The organism is Kamptonema sp. UHCC 0994, assembly GCF_029167235.1.
Classification (GTDB): Bacteria; Cyanobacteriota; Cyanobacteriia; order Cyanobacteriales; family Microcoleaceae; genus Kamptonema.
This window is the reverse complement of record NZ_JARFTR010000066.1, coordinates 25,780-42,255: the sequence shown is the minus strand read 5'-3', so window position 1 is coordinate 42,255 and position 16,476 is coordinate 25,780. Positions and strand designations below refer to the sequence as shown.

Annotated in this window: 17 protein-coding genes; 6 read left to right on the top strand and 11 right to left on the bottom strand. The window is 43.9% G+C overall.

All coding sequences use genetic code 11. From position 1 onward, the window contains the following. Positions 1–66: 66 nt before the first annotated feature. Positions 67–1,671, top strand: coding sequence for a B12-binding domain-containing radical SAM protein (locus PY364_RS06785; protein WP_275521469.1), 1,605 nt, complete (start codon positions 67–69; stop codon positions 1,669–1,671). Between the two features lie 180 nt (positions 1,672–1,851). Here PY364_RS06785 and urtE read toward each other — a convergent pair whose 3' ends face one another. The 7 genes from urtE to PY364_RS06750 form a co-directional block, all read right to left on the bottom strand. After that, a complete protein-coding gene (gene urtE, locus PY364_RS06780) occupies positions 1,852–2,550 on the bottom strand; it encodes an urea ABC transporter ATP-binding subunit UrtE (protein ID WP_275521467.1) in 699 nt (232 codons plus the stop codon). A 107-nt stretch (positions 2,551–2,657) separates the two neighbouring features. Beyond that, positions 2,658–3,419 (bottom strand): urea ABC transporter ATP-binding protein UrtD, encoded by a 762-nt coding sequence (gene urtD / locus PY364_RS06775; protein ID WP_275521466.1) that lies wholly within the window; start codon positions 3,417–3,419, stop codon positions 2,658–2,660. A gap of 112 nt (positions 3,420–3,531) precedes the next feature. After that, positions 3,532–4,701 carry an urea ABC transporter permease subunit UrtC gene (urtC, locus tag PY364_RS06770; protein ID WP_275521465.1) on the bottom strand — a complete coding sequence of 390 codons (1,170 nt, stop codon included), beginning with the start codon at positions 4,699–4,701 and terminating at the stop codon, positions 3,532–3,534. Between the two features lie 103 nt (positions 4,702–4,804). Beyond that, positions 4,805–5,965, bottom strand: a complete 1,161-nt coding sequence (locus PY364_RS06765) for a branched-chain amino acid ABC transporter permease (protein ID WP_275521463.1) — start codon at positions 5,963–5,965, stop codon at positions 4,805–4,807. 94 nt (positions 5,966–6,059) lie between these two features. Then, entirely contained in the window at positions 6,060–7,388 is a 1,329-nt protein-coding gene (gene urtA, locus PY364_RS06760; protein WP_275521462.1) for an urea ABC transporter substrate-binding protein, read from the bottom strand. Between the two features lie 257 nt (positions 7,389–7,645). Further along, entirely contained in the window at positions 7,646–7,960 is a 315-nt protein-coding gene (locus PY364_RS06755) for a hypothetical protein (RefSeq protein ID WP_275521461.1), read from the bottom strand. A 118-nt stretch (positions 7,961–8,078) separates the two neighbouring features. Then, positions 8,079–9,206 (bottom strand): peptidylprolyl isomerase, encoded by a 1,128-nt coding sequence (locus PY364_RS06750; protein ID WP_275521460.1) that lies wholly within the window; start codon positions 9,204–9,206, stop codon positions 8,079–8,081. Between the two features lie 287 nt (positions 9,207–9,493). Between PY364_RS06750 and efp the strand changes: the two genes are divergently transcribed. The 3 genes from efp (at position 9,494) to PY364_RS06735 (ending at position 11,208) form a co-directional block, all read left to right on the top strand. Continuing rightward, a complete protein-coding gene (gene efp, locus PY364_RS06745; RefSeq protein ID WP_275521459.1) occupies positions 9,494–10,051 on the top strand; it encodes an elongation factor P in 558 nt (185 codons plus the stop codon). Between the two features lie 147 nt (positions 10,052–10,198). Continuing rightward, a complete protein-coding gene (gene accB, locus PY364_RS06740; protein ID WP_275521458.1) occupies positions 10,199–10,786 on the top strand; it encodes an acetyl-CoA carboxylase biotin carboxyl carrier protein in 588 nt (195 codons plus the stop codon). A 29-nt stretch (positions 10,787–10,815) separates the two neighbouring features. Next, entirely contained in the window at positions 10,816–11,208 is a 393-nt protein-coding gene (locus PY364_RS06735) for a metalloregulator ArsR/SmtB family transcription factor (protein WP_343277560.1), read from the top strand. Between the two features lie 93 nt (positions 11,209–11,301). On the opposite strand, the gene PY364_RS06730 is transcribed toward PY364_RS06735, so the two are convergent. Further along, complete coding sequence (locus PY364_RS06730; protein ID WP_275521455.1) at positions 11,302–12,030, bottom strand: GerMN domain-containing protein; 729 nt, start codon at positions 12,028–12,030, stop codon at positions 11,302–11,304. A 450-nt stretch (positions 12,031–12,480) separates the two neighbouring features. Next, entirely contained in the window at positions 12,481–13,026 is a 546-nt protein-coding gene (locus tag PY364_RS06725; RefSeq protein WP_275521454.1) for a hypothetical protein, read from the bottom strand. Between the two features lie 149 nt (positions 13,027–13,175). On the opposite strand from PY364_RS06725, the gene PY364_RS06720 reads away from it, so the two are divergent. Next, positions 13,176–13,853: a response regulator transcription factor gene (locus PY364_RS06720; RefSeq protein WP_275521453.1), complete on the top strand. Its 678-nt coding sequence runs from the start codon at positions 13,176–13,178 to the stop codon at positions 13,851–13,853. Positions 13,854–13,855: 2 nt separating this feature from the next. Next, positions 13,856–15,505: an ATP-binding protein gene (locus PY364_RS06715; protein ID WP_275521451.1), complete on the top strand. Its 1,650-nt coding sequence runs from the start codon at positions 13,856–13,858 to the stop codon at positions 15,503–15,505. Positions 15,506–15,560: 55 nt separating this feature from the next. Here PY364_RS06715 and PY364_RS06710 read toward each other — a convergent pair whose 3' ends face one another. Both PY364_RS06710 and PY364_RS06705 read right to left on the bottom strand, forming a co-directional pair. Continuing rightward, positions 15,561–15,749 carry a hypothetical protein gene (locus tag PY364_RS06710; RefSeq protein WP_275521450.1) on the bottom strand — a complete coding sequence of 63 codons (189 nt, stop codon included), beginning with the start codon at positions 15,747–15,749 and terminating at the stop codon, positions 15,561–15,563. Positions 15,750–15,918: 169 nt separating this feature from the next. Further along, complete coding sequence (locus PY364_RS06705; protein ID WP_275521449.1) at positions 15,919–16,458, bottom strand: inorganic pyrophosphatase; 540 nt, start codon at positions 16,456–16,458, stop codon at positions 15,919–15,921. Between the last annotated feature and the right edge of the window lie 18 nt (positions 16,459–16,476).

Here is a 16,476-nt window from a genome sequence, read left to right as displayed (position 1 = left end):
TAAAGCATTCGTAAGTCCTACTAAATATCAATGCCTTCTTCCTTCTTCCTTCTTAGGTAATTTTGAATGAATGTTTTACTTCTCTATCCCCTATTTCCTAAAAGTTTCTGGTCATTTGAGAAAACCCTAGCTTTGCTAAATCGAAAGGCAATGTTACCGCCTCTCGGTTTAGTAACAGTGGCGGCAATTCTACCACAAGAGTGGCAATTTAAGTTAGTAGATCGTAACGTGCGCGAGGTGACAGAGGCAGAATGGGAGTGGACAGATTTGGTAATTCTGTCAGCAATGATTGTCCAAAAAGAGGATTTACTCAATCAGATTCAGGAAGCAAAACGTAGGAATAAGCGGGTTGCTGTGGGTGGCCCTTATCCGACAGCTTTACCTGATGAAGCCACAGGGGCGGGTGCAGATTATTTAATCTTAGATGAAGGCGAAATTACCTTACCATTATTTGTCAATGCGATCGCGCAGGGAGTTACTTCTGGTATTTTCCGTTCAGGTGGTGAAAGACCCGATGTTACCCATACTCCTATTCCCCGATTCGAGTTGCTAGAATTTGATGCTTACGCGGAGATGTCGGTTCAGTTCTCGCGCGGTTGTCCTTTCCAGTGCGAATTTTGTGACATTATTGTGCTCTATGGTCGTAAACCTCGGACTAAAAACCCTGAGCAAATTTTAGCAGAATTAAATCGCCTCTATGAGTTAGGTTGGCGGCGTAGTATTTTTATGGTCGATGACAATTTTATCGGCAATAAGCGCAATGTTAAGTTATTTCTGAAAGAGCTGCAACCTTGGATGGTGGCACATCAATATCCATTTTCTTTTGCAACGGAAGCTTCGGTGGATTTGGCTAACGATCAAGAACTGATGGATGCGATGGTCGCGTGTAATTTTGGGGCGGTATTTTTAGGGATTGAAACTCCCGATGAAGAGAGTTTGACTCTGACTCAGAAGTACCAAAATACAAGAGACTCGCTGAGTGAAGCGGTACTTAAAATTACTCGAACAGGATTAAGAGTAATGGCAGGATTTATCATCGGCTTTGATGGTGAAAAGGCGGGTGCAGGTGCGCGAATTGTCAAGTTTGTGGAGCAAACATCGATTCCAACAGCGTTGTTTAGTATGCTGCAAGCCTTGCCTGATACGGCTCTCTGGCATCGGTTAGTGAAGGAAGGACGGCTACGGAAAGAAGGGGCTAATATTAATCAGACTACTTTAATGAATTTTGTGCCGACGCGACCCCTTGAAGATATTGCCCATGAGTATATTGAGGCTTTTTGGGAACTGTATGAACCATCTAAATTTTTAGATCGTACTTACCGCCATTATCGCATTTTGGGGGAGGCAACCTATCCTAAAAAAGGTAAAGGTGCGGGTAAGAAAATTAACTGGGTGACTATTCGGGCGCTACTAACTATTTGCTGGCGACAGGGTGTTATTCGCAGCACTCGCTGGCAATTTTGGCGCAATTTGTTGAGTATGTTTTATCATAATCCTGGTGGTGTAAGTAGCTATTTAGCGGTGTGTGCTCAGATTGAGCATTTCTTGGAGTATCGTCAGATTGTGCGGGATCAAATTGAGGCGCAGGTGGCTGAGTTTTTAGCTTCTGTTCCTGCGGTGAAGGTTCCTGAGATAGCGATTATAGCAACCGCCAAGGCGGTTAGGGGCTAGGGGCTAGGGGCTAGGGGCTAGGGAAAGAAGGGAATAGAATAAGCAAGTTTGGTGGAACTCAGAACGTCTTAACTGCCAAGAAGGTTGCTATAAATAATTTTGTTATAGCAACCGCTAACGCCAGCACCAAATCGTATTATCAGGAGTCACAATTCCTGCTGTACAAATCATTTCAGGTCACTATACGGCCAAAAATCTTTGAATCACTTCATCGCTAAGTTCGCTAGTATTTCCCGATGCCACAATTCCACCCTTTTGCATCGCGTAGTACCAGTCAGCTTGCCGCACAAAATGCAAGTGCTGTTCTACTAACAAAACTGAAATTCCTTTAGATGCAACAATACCTCGTACAGCAGCTTCAATTTCCAGAATAATAGAAGGTTGAATCCCTTCTGTAGGTTCGTCTAAAACCAATAATTGCGGCTGTCCCATCAATGCTCTAGCAATAGCTAACTGCTGCTGTTGTCCTCCACTTAAATCACCACCCATGCGAGAAAGCATAGTTTTTAACACAGGAAATAGCTCAAATATCTCATCGGAAATTTCTTGCTTTGTGGGGCGAATTTTTCTTGCTTCCAAACCTAAAAATAGATTTTCCTCAACAGTTAAACGGGGGATAATTTCGCGGCCTTGCGGGACATAACCAATGCCCATTCTCGCTCTTTTGTCAGGAGATTTGGAAACAATTCCTTCTCCACAAAAAGCAATCGCACCGCTACGGGGTTGCAGCAATCCCATCAGGGTTTTTAGCAGAGTAGTTTTGCCGACTCCATTGCGGCCAATCAAGCAAACCATTTTCCCCGCCGCCACACTCAGATCCACATCTCGAAGAATGTGACTTTCACCATAGTAAACATTTAAACCAGAGATTTGCAGCATATTTTTTGGTAATGGGTAATTGATAATTGGTAACAGTTAACTGTTAACCGTTAACCGTTAACCGTTAACCGTTAACCGTTAACCGTTAACCGTTAACCGTTAACTTTTTAAGCAGCTTGATGCTCGTTTTCAGGCTTTCCTAGGTAAACTTCAATTACACGGGGATCGTTTTGGACTTCATCCATACTTCCTTCGCACAAAACCGAACCTTGATGCAAAACCGTCACTTTTCTAGCAATTTGCCGTACAAACTCCATATCGTGTTCAATCACTAATACGGAGTGACTTTCAGCCAGAGAAATCAGTAAATCACCAGTTAAAGCCGTCTCTTCATCAGTCAAACCCGCTACAGGTTCATCTACTAACAATAAATCAGGAGATTGGGCTAGTAACATCCCAATTTCTAACCATTGTTTTTCACCGTGAGAAAGTAAACCAGCCGCAATGTCAGCTTTGGCAATTAAACCGATAGTTTCCAATAAACCACTTACCGTGCGCTTTTCGGCAACAGGAGTACGCTGAAAAAGCGTTAAAAAAACATTCTTTTTGCGATTACAAGATAGTTCTAAATTTTCGCGTGGTGTTAAATTCAGATAAACTCGCGGTGTTTGAAACTTACGACCAATTCCGAGACGAACAATTTGATGTTCCGACAATTGGCGCAAGTTTCGCCCTTTAAATATAACCCGCCCTTCTGTCGGCTGCACTTTGCCAGTAATCACATCTAGAAATGTTGTTTTTCCCGCACCATTCGCGCCAATAATAACTCGCAACTCGCCTGCATCCATACTGAAATTAAGCCCATTTAGTGCCTTAAAACCGTCAAAGCTAACGGTCAAGTCCTCAATCTCTAAAATCTTTTCGTTCATAAGTTTGCTAATTGCTAATTGCTAATTGCTAATTGCTAATTGCTAATTGCTAATTGCTAATTGCTAATTATTAGTTCTTGATAAGCAACAACTAACAACCAACAATTAACAGTTAACGATTCTCCAACTCTTCCTTTTCGCGCTGTACTTCTGGATCTTCTTCCAAACTAGGATAAGTAGGAGCATACCTATATCTACCAAGCAATCTCTGAAACATTTCCCAGCCTTGAAACCGCAGCCATCCGACTAAACCATTAGGTAGCACCATCACCACAATTAAGAATAGCGCCCCTTGGAAAAATAGCCAAACTTCAGGAAATTGTTCGCTTAATAAACTCTTACCAAAATTCACTAAAAGTGCCCCGACTACAGCCCCCACCAAACTAGCACGACCTCCCACTGCTACCCAAATTACCATTTCAATTGAAAAAGCAATATCCATCGCCTTCGGTGAAATAATCCCCGTTTGCACTGTGAATAAAGCACCAGCAATTCCTGCCAAAGCAGCAGAAATTCCAAACACTAAAACTTTAAAATCAGTGGGGTCATAACCTGAGAAACGCACCCTAACTTCATCATCGCGAATTGCGATTAGCAAGCGACCAAAACGCCCGCTAGTCAGCCAACGGCAAAGGGCGTAAGCACCTACTAAAAATAATATTGTCAGCGTGTAAAAGACAAACTGCGTCTGTGGTGAGTTAACTGTTGCCCCAAATATGGTTTTAAAGTCAGTTAATCCATTAGTACCATTAATCAGTTTTTGTTGGCCATTAAAAAAGTTAAAAAATACAATTGTTGCCGCTTGAGTCAGAATTGAAAAATACACGCCCCGGATGCGATTGCGGAACACTAAATAGCCCAGAAATGCACCTAAAAAGGCAGGGACAATGACTACTGCTATTAAGGACAAAGGGAAAGAATAAAACGGTTGCCAAAACCAGGGTAGTTCAGTAACTCCGTAGAGATTCATAAATTCTGGCAATTTAACGCTTGCATCTGCGGGAATTTGCAATTTCAAGTACATGGCAAAAGCGTAGCCACCCAAAGCAAAAAACACCCCGTGTCCCAGACTCAGCAAACCAGTGTAACCCCAGATTAAATCAATACCAAGGGCAGCAATTGCTAAGGCAAGAAATCGCCCCATTTGGTTCAGGCGAACGCTGGGGAGAATCGCAGGCATGATAAAGATAAAGATCAGCGCAAACGCTACTACAATCGCCCCTTCAATAACCAGCGAACGCCTCTCTTCACTTACTATAATTCCCGGTGTTTCATGCTTCATGCTTTTTTCCTTCTTCCTTGTTCCTTCTTGATTTCTTTCTCTCTAAATTATTCCCTCTTCCTATTCCCTATTCTCTATTCTTCATTCCTTTTTCCTCCTTCCTTTACCCTTCTACAGTGCGCCCTTTTTGCGGGAAAATTCCTCCAGGCTTCACCTGAAGAAAGGCAATAATCAACGCAAATACCATCACCTTTGCCATGCTAGTTGTAGCAAAGAAAGTAAAGAAATCAGCTAAAGGTTTAATCGGTGTCAGTATTAAAGCTAGCGTACCGGAACCAATCAAATAACTAACTGTACCAATAGCCATCGCCGCTACTACACTTCCTACTATTTTGCCGACACCTCCGACAACCACAACCATAAAAGTATCAACCACATAGTTTTGCCCCGTATTTGGCCCGACGGAACCGAGTAAACTAATTGCACAACCAGCAACTCCAGCCAACCCAGAACCTAGAGCAAAAGTTAGTGCATCTACTTTTTCAGTAGGGATTCCCAAACAAGCGCTCATGCTGCGGTTTTGTGTCACTGAGCGAATGCGAAGGCCCCACACTGAACGCTGTAAAAATAGGTAAATTCCTACCAAACAAATTATCGTCAATACAATGATAAAAACTCGCGCATAAGGTAACTGAAAATTACCTAAAGGCAACCCACCACGCAACCATTTAGGTGCAGTCACATCTACATTTTGAGCGCCAAACCAAGGCTTAGTTACATCTAGCTTATAAGTCTGTCCTAAAAATGCACAAGCTGCCCAGGAAATTCCCAAAGATAGCGGTAACATTACAGCCACTATCCAGTTACGAACTCGCTCGAAATCAGGGCGGCGACGCAGCACCCACATTCCGCCAAAAAATAGTAAACAAAATAGCGAAATTCCAGTTACCAATACCCAACTTACACTCCGCACAAACTGCTGTAAAATCAAGCTCACGCCCCAAGTTGCCAGCAGAGTTTCCAAAGGCCTGCCATAGAGATAACGAATTACCCCTCGTTCCAGAATTAATCCCATGATTGCGGCAACTAAGAAAGCCAGAGGAAGGGCAAATAGTATATAAATTTCAAAGGCAAATCCTCCCACACCTTTGAAGTAGTTCTGCACCACAAAAGTAGTGTAAGCTCCTAACATCATTAACTCGCCGTGAGCCATATTAATCACACCCATCAGCCCGAAAATAATTGCTAAGCCGAGAGCCGCAATTAGCAATACAGCGCCAATGCTAATTCCATTAAATATTCCATCTAAAATTTGTAGTAGCAACCGTTTACTCCTTTTTTCATAGTTAGTAACTTAGAACTTGTAACGCCGCCCTCTGGGCGGTAAAGTCACCGCCCAGAGGGCGGCGTTACGAACTCTAAGTTTGTTTGAACTTGCCTGGATCGGGTGCAGTCTTATTCGTCCAGTCACAAGTAAAGCCTTTAGTATCAGCAACAAACTGATTCCAAGGAACTGGCTTCACCGCTTCTGGAGTTGCAAAAACTATGTTAAACAAACCATCATCTCTAACTTCACCTAACCGCACAAACTTAGCAAGGTGATGATTATTTTCCAGCGTGACTTTACCCTCTGGAGCATCAAAAGTTTGACCCAAAGCTGCCGCTCGCACCTTATCTAAATCATCCGCCGTCCCTGCTTTCTCAACTGCTTGCTTCCACAGGTAAACCATAATGTAAGCAGCTTCCATTGGGTCATTTGTTACTCGCTCTGCGCCGTATTTTGCTTTGAAAGCTTCAACAAATTTTTTATTAGCAGGAGTGTCAATCGTCATAAAATAATTCCAGGCGGCGTAATGACCTTTGAGATATTCCACGCCAATTGCTTTGACTTCTTCCTCAGCAATGCTGACCGACATTGACGGATACTTGTCGGGCCCTAATCCTGCACCCTGCAACTGTTTAAAGAATGCTACGTTGCTGTCACCATTTAAGGAATTGAAAATCACGCCACCGTCTGGCAAAGCAGCCTTAATTTTTGTAATAATCGGCGTAACTTCAGTACCTCCAAGGGGAATGTAATCTTCGCCAACTACTTCGCCGCCTTTCTCTGCTAATTGCGCCTTGATAATAGTGTTTGCCGTGCGGGGAAAAACGTAGTCAGAACCAACCAAGAAGAATTGTTTACCTTTGTTTTGCAACAGCCAATCAACGGCAGGTTCTATCTGTTGATTCGGTGCTGCACCTGTGTAAAAAATGTTCTTGGAACACTCTTGACCTTCGTATTGTACGGGATACCAGAGCATATGATTTTTCTGCTCAAATACTGGCAATACTGCCTTCCGACTAGCGGAAGTCCAACAACCAAAGACAGTGACAACTTTATCCTGGTCAATTAATTTTTTAGCTTTCTCTGCGAAGGTCGGCCAATCAGATGCGCCATCTTCTACGATCGCTTCAATTTGCTTACCCAGTACGCCACCCGCTTTGTTAATCTCCTCAATCGCTAACTGTTCGGCATCAACAACGCTCTTTTCGCTAATTGCCATCGTGCTGCTTAGAGAGTGCAAAATACCTACTTTAATGGTATTTCCGCTGCCGGCTGCTGGCGACGGAGATGCACTTGGCGTTGGAGAAGCATCAGAACTTGCTGTAGGAGTTGGACTCTTACAAGCTTTCAATAGCAAACTTGTTGCCAGGGTAGCTGAACTGTATAAAAGAAATTGCCGCCGATCGAATCGCTTTACCATGTCCTTTCTCTAAGTCCTAAATAGATGAGTTAGGTGATATTGCAGCCTATCACATTACGGTGTGATATTAGGACTAGGTTAAGCGTTTAGTTGTATTTTTAGATACAAAAATCAAAATTGACAAAATTAAGATTTAGTGCTTTGGGTTCTTTGACTTTTTTCTGGATAATTTTCAGGCGATCGCCGATTACTAATTAGATATGAAGTTTTGTAAAATGCGGAGGGGTGCGATCGCCAAAGTAATAATAACCTCAAATTTACCATTCTTGCTCCGAACTTGGAGGCAAACGCAACTTCGGAAATCGATAAAATGTATCTCCCTCATCATCTACTTCTAAAACTGCTGAAAAAACCTGAACTTGCCGCTTTAAATACTGTTGTGCAACTTGAGCCTCAACCCTAGCCTTTGCCGCCAGTTGAATTAAAGAAATCTGGCTATTTTGTTTTTCCAATAACAGATAAAAAGCCTCATCTAACTGTCGCTTATACTTCTTCTCATTGACACTATTCAGAACCAATAATCCTAACAGAGAACCCAAACCAACTATAAATAAAACTTGTAGAATTGCCATAGTAATAAAACCACTTATTCAAATGAATACTAAACATAAATAGTAATAGTGAGAAACTGTTCGGGACTTGTAGAGACGGGATTAATCGCGTCTCTACTAAAAAATTATTAATTTCCCACTAACTGGCTTGAGGCTGAACCAAATTATCTGCTCCTCGAACCACCTTAGCAGAAATAATTTCATCCCCCTGCTTCAGTTTTTCCAAAACCTCTTTCCCCTCAATCACGTAACCGAAAACAGCATAGCGACCATCCAATAAATTGAGGCCAGCAGGTGTTAACTCCGGTTCAAACAAGAAAAAGAAAAACTGCGAAGAAGCGCTATCAGGTTCAGATTCTACTCGCGCCATCGCCACAGTACCATAAGCAGAAAAAGGCAACACTGGTTGATCGCGATAGCGTCCCGCATCTTCTAAAGTAATCCCATAAGTAGGTTTATCATCTCCTCTCACCATTACCTCCAAAGGAATATTGCGGTATACTCCTGTAGCTGGATCGAGGAAACCAACTTCTGAACCCGGCGGATCTCCCGCTTGTAGCACATAAGATTCTTCCGAGCGAATAAACTTCAAACCGTTGTAAAAACCCCGCTCCACCAAATCCACAAAATTACCAGCCGTAACAGGAGCACTATAGCCATCAACTACAAAAGTAATCTGTCCTTTTTCAGTTTCCATCTCTATTGTAGCGCGACCTTTCAGTTGAGGCAAATTAGCGTATTCTAAAGGTACTTCAAAAGGAAACTCCTTCACCATTAACTCTTCAAGAGCGGCAACTTTATTAAGAAGTTCGCCTCTTTGTTTGCCGACTTCTTCCTTGTCCTTGGTCTCAACGGCCTTTTGCAATTCTGCAACTCGTGAATTGAGCTCTGCAATTAGGGCTTCAGCTTCAGGCTTTTGTTCATCAGAAATACTTTTTAGTATCTCACTTGAGCGGGTACTCAAAACCCTTGATGCCTTTTTGACATCGTTGCTAATCGGCCCCCAGCGTTTAGCCAGGATGTGGTTGCTAATATCTTCTAAACTGGTTTGGATATCTCGCACCGCCTCATTGTTAATGGGTAAGGCGTAACGCAATAGGGCCTGGCTATCAGTAATGGCATTGCCAGCAGGCATACTGCTAGAGCGTCTCGCCGCCTGGGAAACAGGGCTTAAACTTAACGAGAGAGTGAATAGCAGCAGTGCTAAGATGCCAACCTTGAGCCAACGCTTGCCAGTATCAATCAGGAAATTACGCAAATCGAGCATAAGTTTAATATTTTATGATCTTTCTCATCTTCCCACAGGGCTGTCCGCCCTTTGACTTAACTCAGATGCCGCACTGTGCTTTATGTGCTGGGGTCTGGGAAGCTTTTTGGCTTTAGTTACACCTGTTGCCCCGTTGGGCGGTAAAATAAAATGCCGATTGTTCTTTTTAAGGTCAAGATACCTACATAAGCGTCGCTTAAGACTTGAACCGGGGAGTCTAATGTAGGGCTAAACTAAGTTTACCTACATTTTTAGAAGCGGTTTTCACACTTAACCAGAATTTTTTTATGATTTCGAGTAATGACTTTCGACCAGGTGTTTCGATTGAGTGGAATAACGGGGTGTGGAAAGTGGTTGAATTCCTCCACGTTAAGCCCGGAAAGGGCTCGGCTTTTGTGCGGACGAAATTAAAAAACGTACAAACCGGAAATGTAGTAGAACAAACTTTCCGAGCCGGGGAGACTTTACCTCAAGCCAACCTGGAAAAGAGTTCTATGCAGCATACCTATAAAGATGGCGATCAGTTTGTCTTTATGGATATGGCAACTTATGAAGAAACAACTCTGAGTGCTACCCAGATTGGCGATCGCGTCAAGTATCTTACAGAAGGTATGGAGGTCAATATTCTCCGCTGGGGCGAACAAATTCTAGAGGTAGAACTGCCTAATGCTGTGGTCTTGGAAGTAATACAAGCCGATCCCGGCGTTAAAGGAGATACTGCTACTGGTGGTAGTAAGCCTGCCATTGTGTCAACTGGGGCTCAGGTGATGGTGCCGCTATTTATTTCAGCAGGGGAACGGATTCGGATTGATACCCGCACCGATAGTTACCTTGGCCGCGAATAAGGGCTATGCCTAGAGTTACGTAATGCCGCCCTCTGGGCGGTGACTTGACCGTAAGCGAGGGCGGCGTTACAAAGAGTTTTGCGTAAGTCCTAGTAAAGAAAGCCCCATTTTCAATTATCCAATTAACCCATTACCGATTAACTTGCTGTGCAACTAGACTTAAACCAGCTTTGCGAACTGCTGACAGTTTTAGACTCTACTGGCATTTCGGAGCTGAACTTAAAAAGTGCAGATTTTGAATTGACGGTGCGAAAAGGCTCTCCGGTTAGAGAAACTGGGGCTCCTTCCCTAGGTAATGCTCTCAATTCTGATGCGATCGCCGATCGCTGTGATATTTTGACCGATGGTAGTATTAATGACACAGTGGCCCTGACGGGGGCATCGGCTGCTCCTACACCCCTAAGTTCGGGGGTGAATCCGGCTGCTAAAGGTATTTCCCCAACTGGTTCCAGTGCTGCTCGGCCGATAGCGGTTCCGCCACCGGCAGAACCTAAATGGGTGGAGGTGATCTCCCCAATGGTAGGAACTTTTTACCGGGCTCCTGGGCCTGATGAGCCGCCTTTTGTGCAGGTAGGCGATCGCGTCAGGGTTGGTCAGACCGTCTGTATCATTGAGGCAATGAAACTGATGAACGAGATCGAGGCAGAGGTATCGGGTTCCGTTGTGGAAATTTTGATTCAGAACGGCGAACCTCTGGAGTACGGTCAGCCATTGATGCGAATTAATCCAGATTAAGGATTACTTTATTGTTATAAACAGACTAAATGTTAGTATTTGGGGATCTGTTCTTTCAGGTGAGTTTGATGAAGTCATCCCAGCCTGTGCCGCAAGAAGTTGTGCAGCAAGTTGCTGAGTATTTCAGTATTCTGAGCGAACCGATGCGTTTGCGGATTTTAAATCTGCTTCGTGACGGGGAAAAATGTGTTCAAGAGTTGGTGGAAGACACCGAAACCAGTCAAGCGAATGTTTCTAAACATTTGAAACTTATGCTGCAAGCTGGTATTCTCACTCGCCGGAGTGAGGGAACTTCAGCCTACTATCGGGTGGAAGATGAATTGATTTTTGAGCTGTGCAATTTGGTTTGCGATCGCCTCGCCGCCCGTATCGAACAGCAAGCCCGCCACTTTCGGGAATTTAGTCTGACCAGCAAGCAGTAAGGGTAATTGCTAAATGCCTTGAGGCAATGGGCAATCTGCCATAGTTTTTCACTTTTTGCCAATTGCCAATTACCCATTACCGCAGGCTAACAATTACTGCACAGCAAAGTCTTTCTCAAAGGAGGAGCGAGTGCTCGGCCAAGCTACCTCTAACCCTTCACCACCTAAAATTTTCAAGGGTTTTCCATCTACAGAAATCCAGACTTGAGCATCCGGTTGCAAACTGGTAGCTGTGAATATTACTTGCCCCAAACGCCCAATCATCGAGGTGCTACCACCGCCAGAGGTAAATTCCTCTGACAAATTCACGTGAACACCATCCTCCAAAACTTTTACACTCTCAAGTTTTGTTCCTTTGGGAACTTCGCTCTGGCCCTTCCCATCTGTGGGGCCTGCTAACAATTGCTCGAAAGCACCTTTTATAGCTGTATCGGGTTTCTGGATTCCCTGAGCGGCCAATTTATCAGGCACAATCTGAAATTTGCCGCCTGTATCTTTGAGCCAGTAGACTTGAGCTGTTTTCTCTGCTGTTGAGCCTAAAGGTATTGGTGCGGGTGACTGAGGCTTGAGAGCCGACTGTGAATCCTGAGATGGCTGAGTCTGAGCAGGAGTGGGAGTCGGTACGGGGATAATTACGCTTGGTGTATTGCTAGGACTAGGGGAAGCTATGGGGACGGTGGGGGGAGCAGAAGATTCACTGGTGCGGAGATTAGGGTTTTGCGTTGTCCACCAGGCTATTCCGCCACCAGCGGCTAAAACGAATCCACAAACACCTGCAATGACAGCTATAGGGACTTGGCGAATTTTTTGTTGATCTTTCATATTAAAATTTCTCCTTGAGGATCGGTCGCTTTAAGGGGTGAAGAGCTACTTCAGATAGCTACATTTAGCTACATTCGTCCCTAGTTAGATTCTGGAAACGCCTGGGGCGGCTCCCGCAAGCGTTTCTAGCCTTAAGTATATCGATACCTATCTTTATACGTCCCTAAAACTTTTAGCCTTTTACTTATAGCAGATCGCATCTTCTACCCAAACTCGTTATTAAAAAGCTTCAGCTTGTTTAATTCATTTATGGGAGCCACGAGCCTTGTTGGTTACTTTTTGGACAAAAAAGGACTAATTTACGACTTAAATATTCTAGCATCTGTTGACGTACTGCTTTTTCAACACCTTCTAGTAGATTGTTGGGCGGTTGAAACCGCTACTACACAAACGAAGTCCGCCTACGCGGACTAAAGAATAAAGAAGATATTTAAGCCGGATTTGGTATCACTAAGGCGGCCCCCCTTGCTGCTGCATCAACTCTTTAAGCTGAATAAGCTGTTCTTGCGTCAATACTTGGCGTTCGGCTAACATCATTTCAAAGTGATTGTTGTCGATTTGCTGGCGTAGGGTTTGGATGTACTGCTGTTGTTGTCGCAATTGCTCTAATGGGGTATTGGTTTCTAAGAGCGATCGCATTTTTCCATCCGCCTCAAAAAGTTGCTGTTGTATCTTCTGGATACCTTTGATACCTTGTTCGTGAATCGCCTGGATGCGCGATCGCTGTTCGTTGCTGAGGTTGATATTTTTTGCCCAAGGGGGTTCTGTCTGACTCCCTGATTCCATCCCCATCATCGGCGGTGGTGGCGGGGGACAGGGTGGAAATTGAGCGATCGCAGTTTCAGTAGTGACGTGCGGTGGTGGATAGGGTGGAAACTGAGCGATCGCACTTCCAGGGCTTATATTCCTCAATTGCAATTGATTAACTCCCATTCCACTCGCAATCTGTAGAATCACAGATGTTGTACCCAATACCAATAAGTAACGCTTAATCATTAGACCGATCCCCTGAAAATAAGTTGAAATTGCCTTATCAATTTTCTAATTAAACAATCTGAATATGACAGGTATACCTGCAATTAAATGACAAATTTGTAATGTTCGTTAATCCTATATCATAGTAGAATAACTAAAGAGGTAAAATTATGAATATTCTCTATGTTGAAGACGAAGCCAAAATTGCTAGCTTTGTCTGTGCTGGATTGAAAGAACAAGGTTTTGTTGTTGATTATTGCGATAACGGTGATGAAGGTTATCTGCGAGCAATGGATAACCAATATGACGTGCTAGTTCTTGATATTATGCTTCCGGGTAAAGATGGATTAGCAATCCTTAAAAGTTTGCGTCGCTCTGGTCGCAATGTACCCGTAATTTTATTAACTGCTCGCAATGAACTTGACGACCGCCTGGAAGGACTAAATCTTGGGGCTGATGATTATTTAGCTAAACCATTTTTTGTTGAAGAACTAATCGCACGTATTCATGCAGTTATCCGCCGTGTTTCTGGGGAACGCCAGAATATTTTAAGCCTTGGCCCCCTAAAACTGGATCGGATTACTCGCCAAGTTACTTGCAATCAACAATCAGTAGAACTTACTACCCGCGAGTTCAATTTACTAGAATATCTAATGCGTTCCCCTGGAAGAGTTTTAACTCGGACACAAATTTTAGAGCACGTTTGGGGCTATGATTTTAATCCTAGTACAAACTTAGTAGATGTTTGCATTCAGCGCATTCGTAAGAAACTAGAACGTATGGACGGTGGGAGTTGTATTGAAAGCGTGCGGGGCGTTGGTTACTGTTTTCGTAAACCGGAAGTTTAATCGTGAAATGGCATTCTTTTCGTCTCCGAATTACTCTTTTATCTGCAATTCTTGCAGGTAGTGCTTTAGTGGGTTTTGGTTTTGTCTCTTGGTTCCTAATTTATCAGACAAAATTAGCTCGTCTTGACGATCAGATCAAAAGTCATTTATTGCGAGAATCTTCTGCACCCCGTCCGCTGGATCATTGGGAGTCTTATGAGTTAGCATTACCGTCTTTCTTCGGTGTTGATTCGCAGGCTAAGATTGCACTATTGGTGCTTGATGTTGATGGAAATATCTTGTTTCAATCTACTAATTGGCCCTCTGATTTAGATCGATCGGGATTATTTCCTCCCCAAGATACTTTTAGACCACCACCGCGTTTTCGTCCTCCCAGACAACGCCCCCCGTACCCATACCCACCACCCAGAGAAGGAGAGGAATTCCCCCCCCCAGGGCCACCGCCGGAACCACCAGAGGAAGGGCTTTTTCCCCCTCCAGAACCCCGTCGAGAACCACCAGAGGAAGGGCTTTTTCCCCCTCCAGAACCTCGTCGAGAACCACCAGAGGAAGGGCTTTTTCCCCCTCCAGAACCCCGTCGAGAACCACCACCATTTAGGCCCCACAAACCGATAAACCAGTTATCTCCACTGGTAAAACGTCATACTGTGACAGGAATTTGGCGGGTTGGGGGAGCGACATCTCCTTTTATTCAGATTGCGATCGCAGTCAGTTTCACTGAATTTGAGCATGAAATGAGTGCGATTAGTAATATTTTTCTGATTTCAGTACCATCAGTTTTGATTGTAGTCGCGATCGCGGCTTGGTTTCTATCTGAAAGGGCATTAAAACCAATCCGTGAAGTCACGGCAACTTTGCAAAGAGTGACAGCAAAAGGATTAGATCAGCGGATTCCGATTAGTGCAGTAGATGTCGAATTTTTAGAACAAATAAAGGTATTTAATCAGATGATGGAACGCCTAGAACGCAGCTTTCAACAAGCATCGCGTTTTAGTGCGGATGCGGCCCATGAACTGAAAACACCCTTGGCAATTTTGCAGGGTGAATTAGAGAGGACATTGCAACAAGCTGATTCTGGTTCGGAGCTCCAGCAAAATCTAAGTAATTTGCTGGATGAAGTGGGCCGTTTGGGTTCAATTGTCCGCAAGTTACTATTACTATCTTTAGCAGATGCGGGACAAATGCGCTTACACAAAGTTGAGATCGATTTGTCCGCACTTTTGCTGACTTTAGCGGAAGATATTGAACTGTTAGCGCCGGATTTAAGTGTAAATTTACAGATTCAGCCGGGATTACGAGTTAAGGGCGATCGCGATTTATTGATCCAAGTATTGCAAAATTTGATTACTAATGCTGTTAAGTATAATCTACCGTCGGGTTGGGTGCGGATTGAGGCGAAGCTTAAGGAGTTGATGGTTTCTGTAACTGTTACTAATTCTTCCCATGATATCCCTGTAAGCGATCGGGAACGAATTTTTAATCGATTTCACCGGGGAGATTCTGCCCATAATCGCCATATTGAAGGTCTAGGTTTGGGATTGAGTTTATCCCGTGAAATTGCCCGTGCTCATGGTGGAGAGTTGATATTGGATTCGACACCGATTGGTCAAACGGCTTTTACTCTAAGATTAACAGGATTTAGGGGGCGGTAAAAAATTAAAAAGTATTGCGTCGCGATCTTTCCTGCAAAAATCCTCCTACTCCCCTTCACTGCGGAAATCTTTGGAGTTGATAGGGGGTTGGTTGCCAAATCTTGATATTCGTGGGAGAATAGTGTGCGATCGCCCACAATGGTAGGGTTAATGTCAGTATCGCGATCGCAGTTCCGACAATATTGGCTAGCGTTTGCTGAGGAGGTCGGTCTGAAGGACTGGCAGGCTGACTATTAGATTCCATAAGGAATAGATACGCTATTGTGAACTCACTGAAAGCGATCTAAAAATAACTATAAGTCATTGTAACACAATTCTGGCTTTTTGACACAAAAATATGAATATACCTCCAAGGAAATATCTCCCCAGCCGCTCATCAGGATGGGGAGAAAGCGTCGAGCGCCGAAATTGATTCACTCATGGACTTGGTTATACATTCCCTGTACTACATCCAGCATGGTAATCGCTTGCTGCCATTGGGGAGCATCTGGATTACTACTTTTAGAGCGTTGAATTTTAAAGCTCTCACGTAAGAGTTGCAGCAGTACCTCTGGGCGGGGTACTGAGGTGTCCGATTCATCTGCGGAGGGCGTTTCATTTTCTGCTACTTCTTTAATAGCCTGGGCTTTCTCCGCCAGTGCGATCGCTCTCCCTGCCAGGTTTTCCGGCATTCTTGGTTGCTCTGACAAATAGACGCTAGTAATTTCCAGCAAAAATTGACGTACTTGCTGTGCCCACTCGCGCTCGTGCCCTGAATGTAAACCTGAGATTGCTTGCCCATCGCGATCGTCTTCAATACTCTGTACTTTCTGTAGCAGAGGCAGAGCCTTTTGAGAAAAATTCTCTGGCAGTCTGGGGATATCCGACAAAGAGCAGCGAGCAATATCCATCAACAGTTGGTAAACATCTTCCACCCAATTGATATCTGTGGACTGCGAATTGAAATTAGTCATAACTAGAGTTTAATGTTT

Excerpts from the sequence above, each read along its gene's own strand:
- PY364_RS06750 (WP_275521460.1), bottom strand. The coding sequence starts at position 9,206 with ATGCTCGATTTGCGTAATTTCCTGATTGATACTGGCAAGCGTTGGCTC.
- PY364_RS06710 (WP_275521450.1), bottom strand. The coding sequence starts at position 15,749 with ATGGAATCTAATAGTCAGCCTGCCAGTCCTTCAGACCGACCTCCTCAG.
- PY364_RS06705 (WP_275521449.1), bottom strand. The coding sequence starts at position 16,458 with ATGACTAATTTCAATTCGCAGTCCACAGATATCAATTGGGTGGAAGAT.
- PY364_RS06730 (WP_275521455.1), bottom strand. The coding sequence starts at position 12,030 with ATGAAAGATCAACAAAAAATTCGCCAAGTCCCTATAGCTGTCATTGCA.
- urtD (WP_275521466.1), bottom strand. The coding sequence starts at position 3,419 with ATGAACGAAAAGATTTTAGAGATTGAGGACTTGACCGTTAGCTTTGAC.
- PY364_RS06755 (WP_275521461.1), bottom strand. The coding sequence starts at position 7,960 with ATGGCAATTCTACAAGTTTTATTTATAGTTGGTTTGGGTTCTCTGTTA.
- PY364_RS06720 (WP_275521453.1), top strand. The coding sequence starts at position 13,176 with ATGAATATTCTCTATGTTGAAGACGAAGCCAAAATTGCTAGCTTTGTC.
- efp (WP_275521459.1), top strand. The coding sequence starts at position 9,494 with ATGATTTCGAGTAATGACTTTCGACCAGGTGTTTCGATTGAGTGGAAT.
- PY364_RS06735 (WP_343277560.1), top strand. The coding sequence starts at position 10,816 with ATGTTAGTATTTGGGGATCTGTTCTTTCAGGTGAGTTTGATGAAGTCA.
- urtC (WP_275521465.1), bottom strand. The coding sequence starts at position 4,701 with ATGAAGCATGAAACACCGGGAATTATAGTAAGTGAAGAGAGGCGTTCG.
- urtE (WP_275521467.1), bottom strand. The coding sequence starts at position 2,550 with ATGCTGCAAATCTCTGGTTTAAATGTTTACTATGGTGAAAGTCACATT.
- urtA (WP_275521462.1), bottom strand. The coding sequence starts at position 7,388 with ATGGTAAAGCGATTCGATCGGCGGCAATTTCTTTTATACAGTTCAGCT.
- PY364_RS06725 (WP_275521454.1), bottom strand. The coding sequence starts at position 13,026 with ATGATTAAGCGTTACTTATTGGTATTGGGTACAACATCTGTGATTCTA.
- PY364_RS06785 (WP_275521469.1), top strand. The coding sequence starts at position 67 with ATGAATGTTTTACTTCTCTATCCCCTATTTCCTAAAAGTTTCTGGTCA.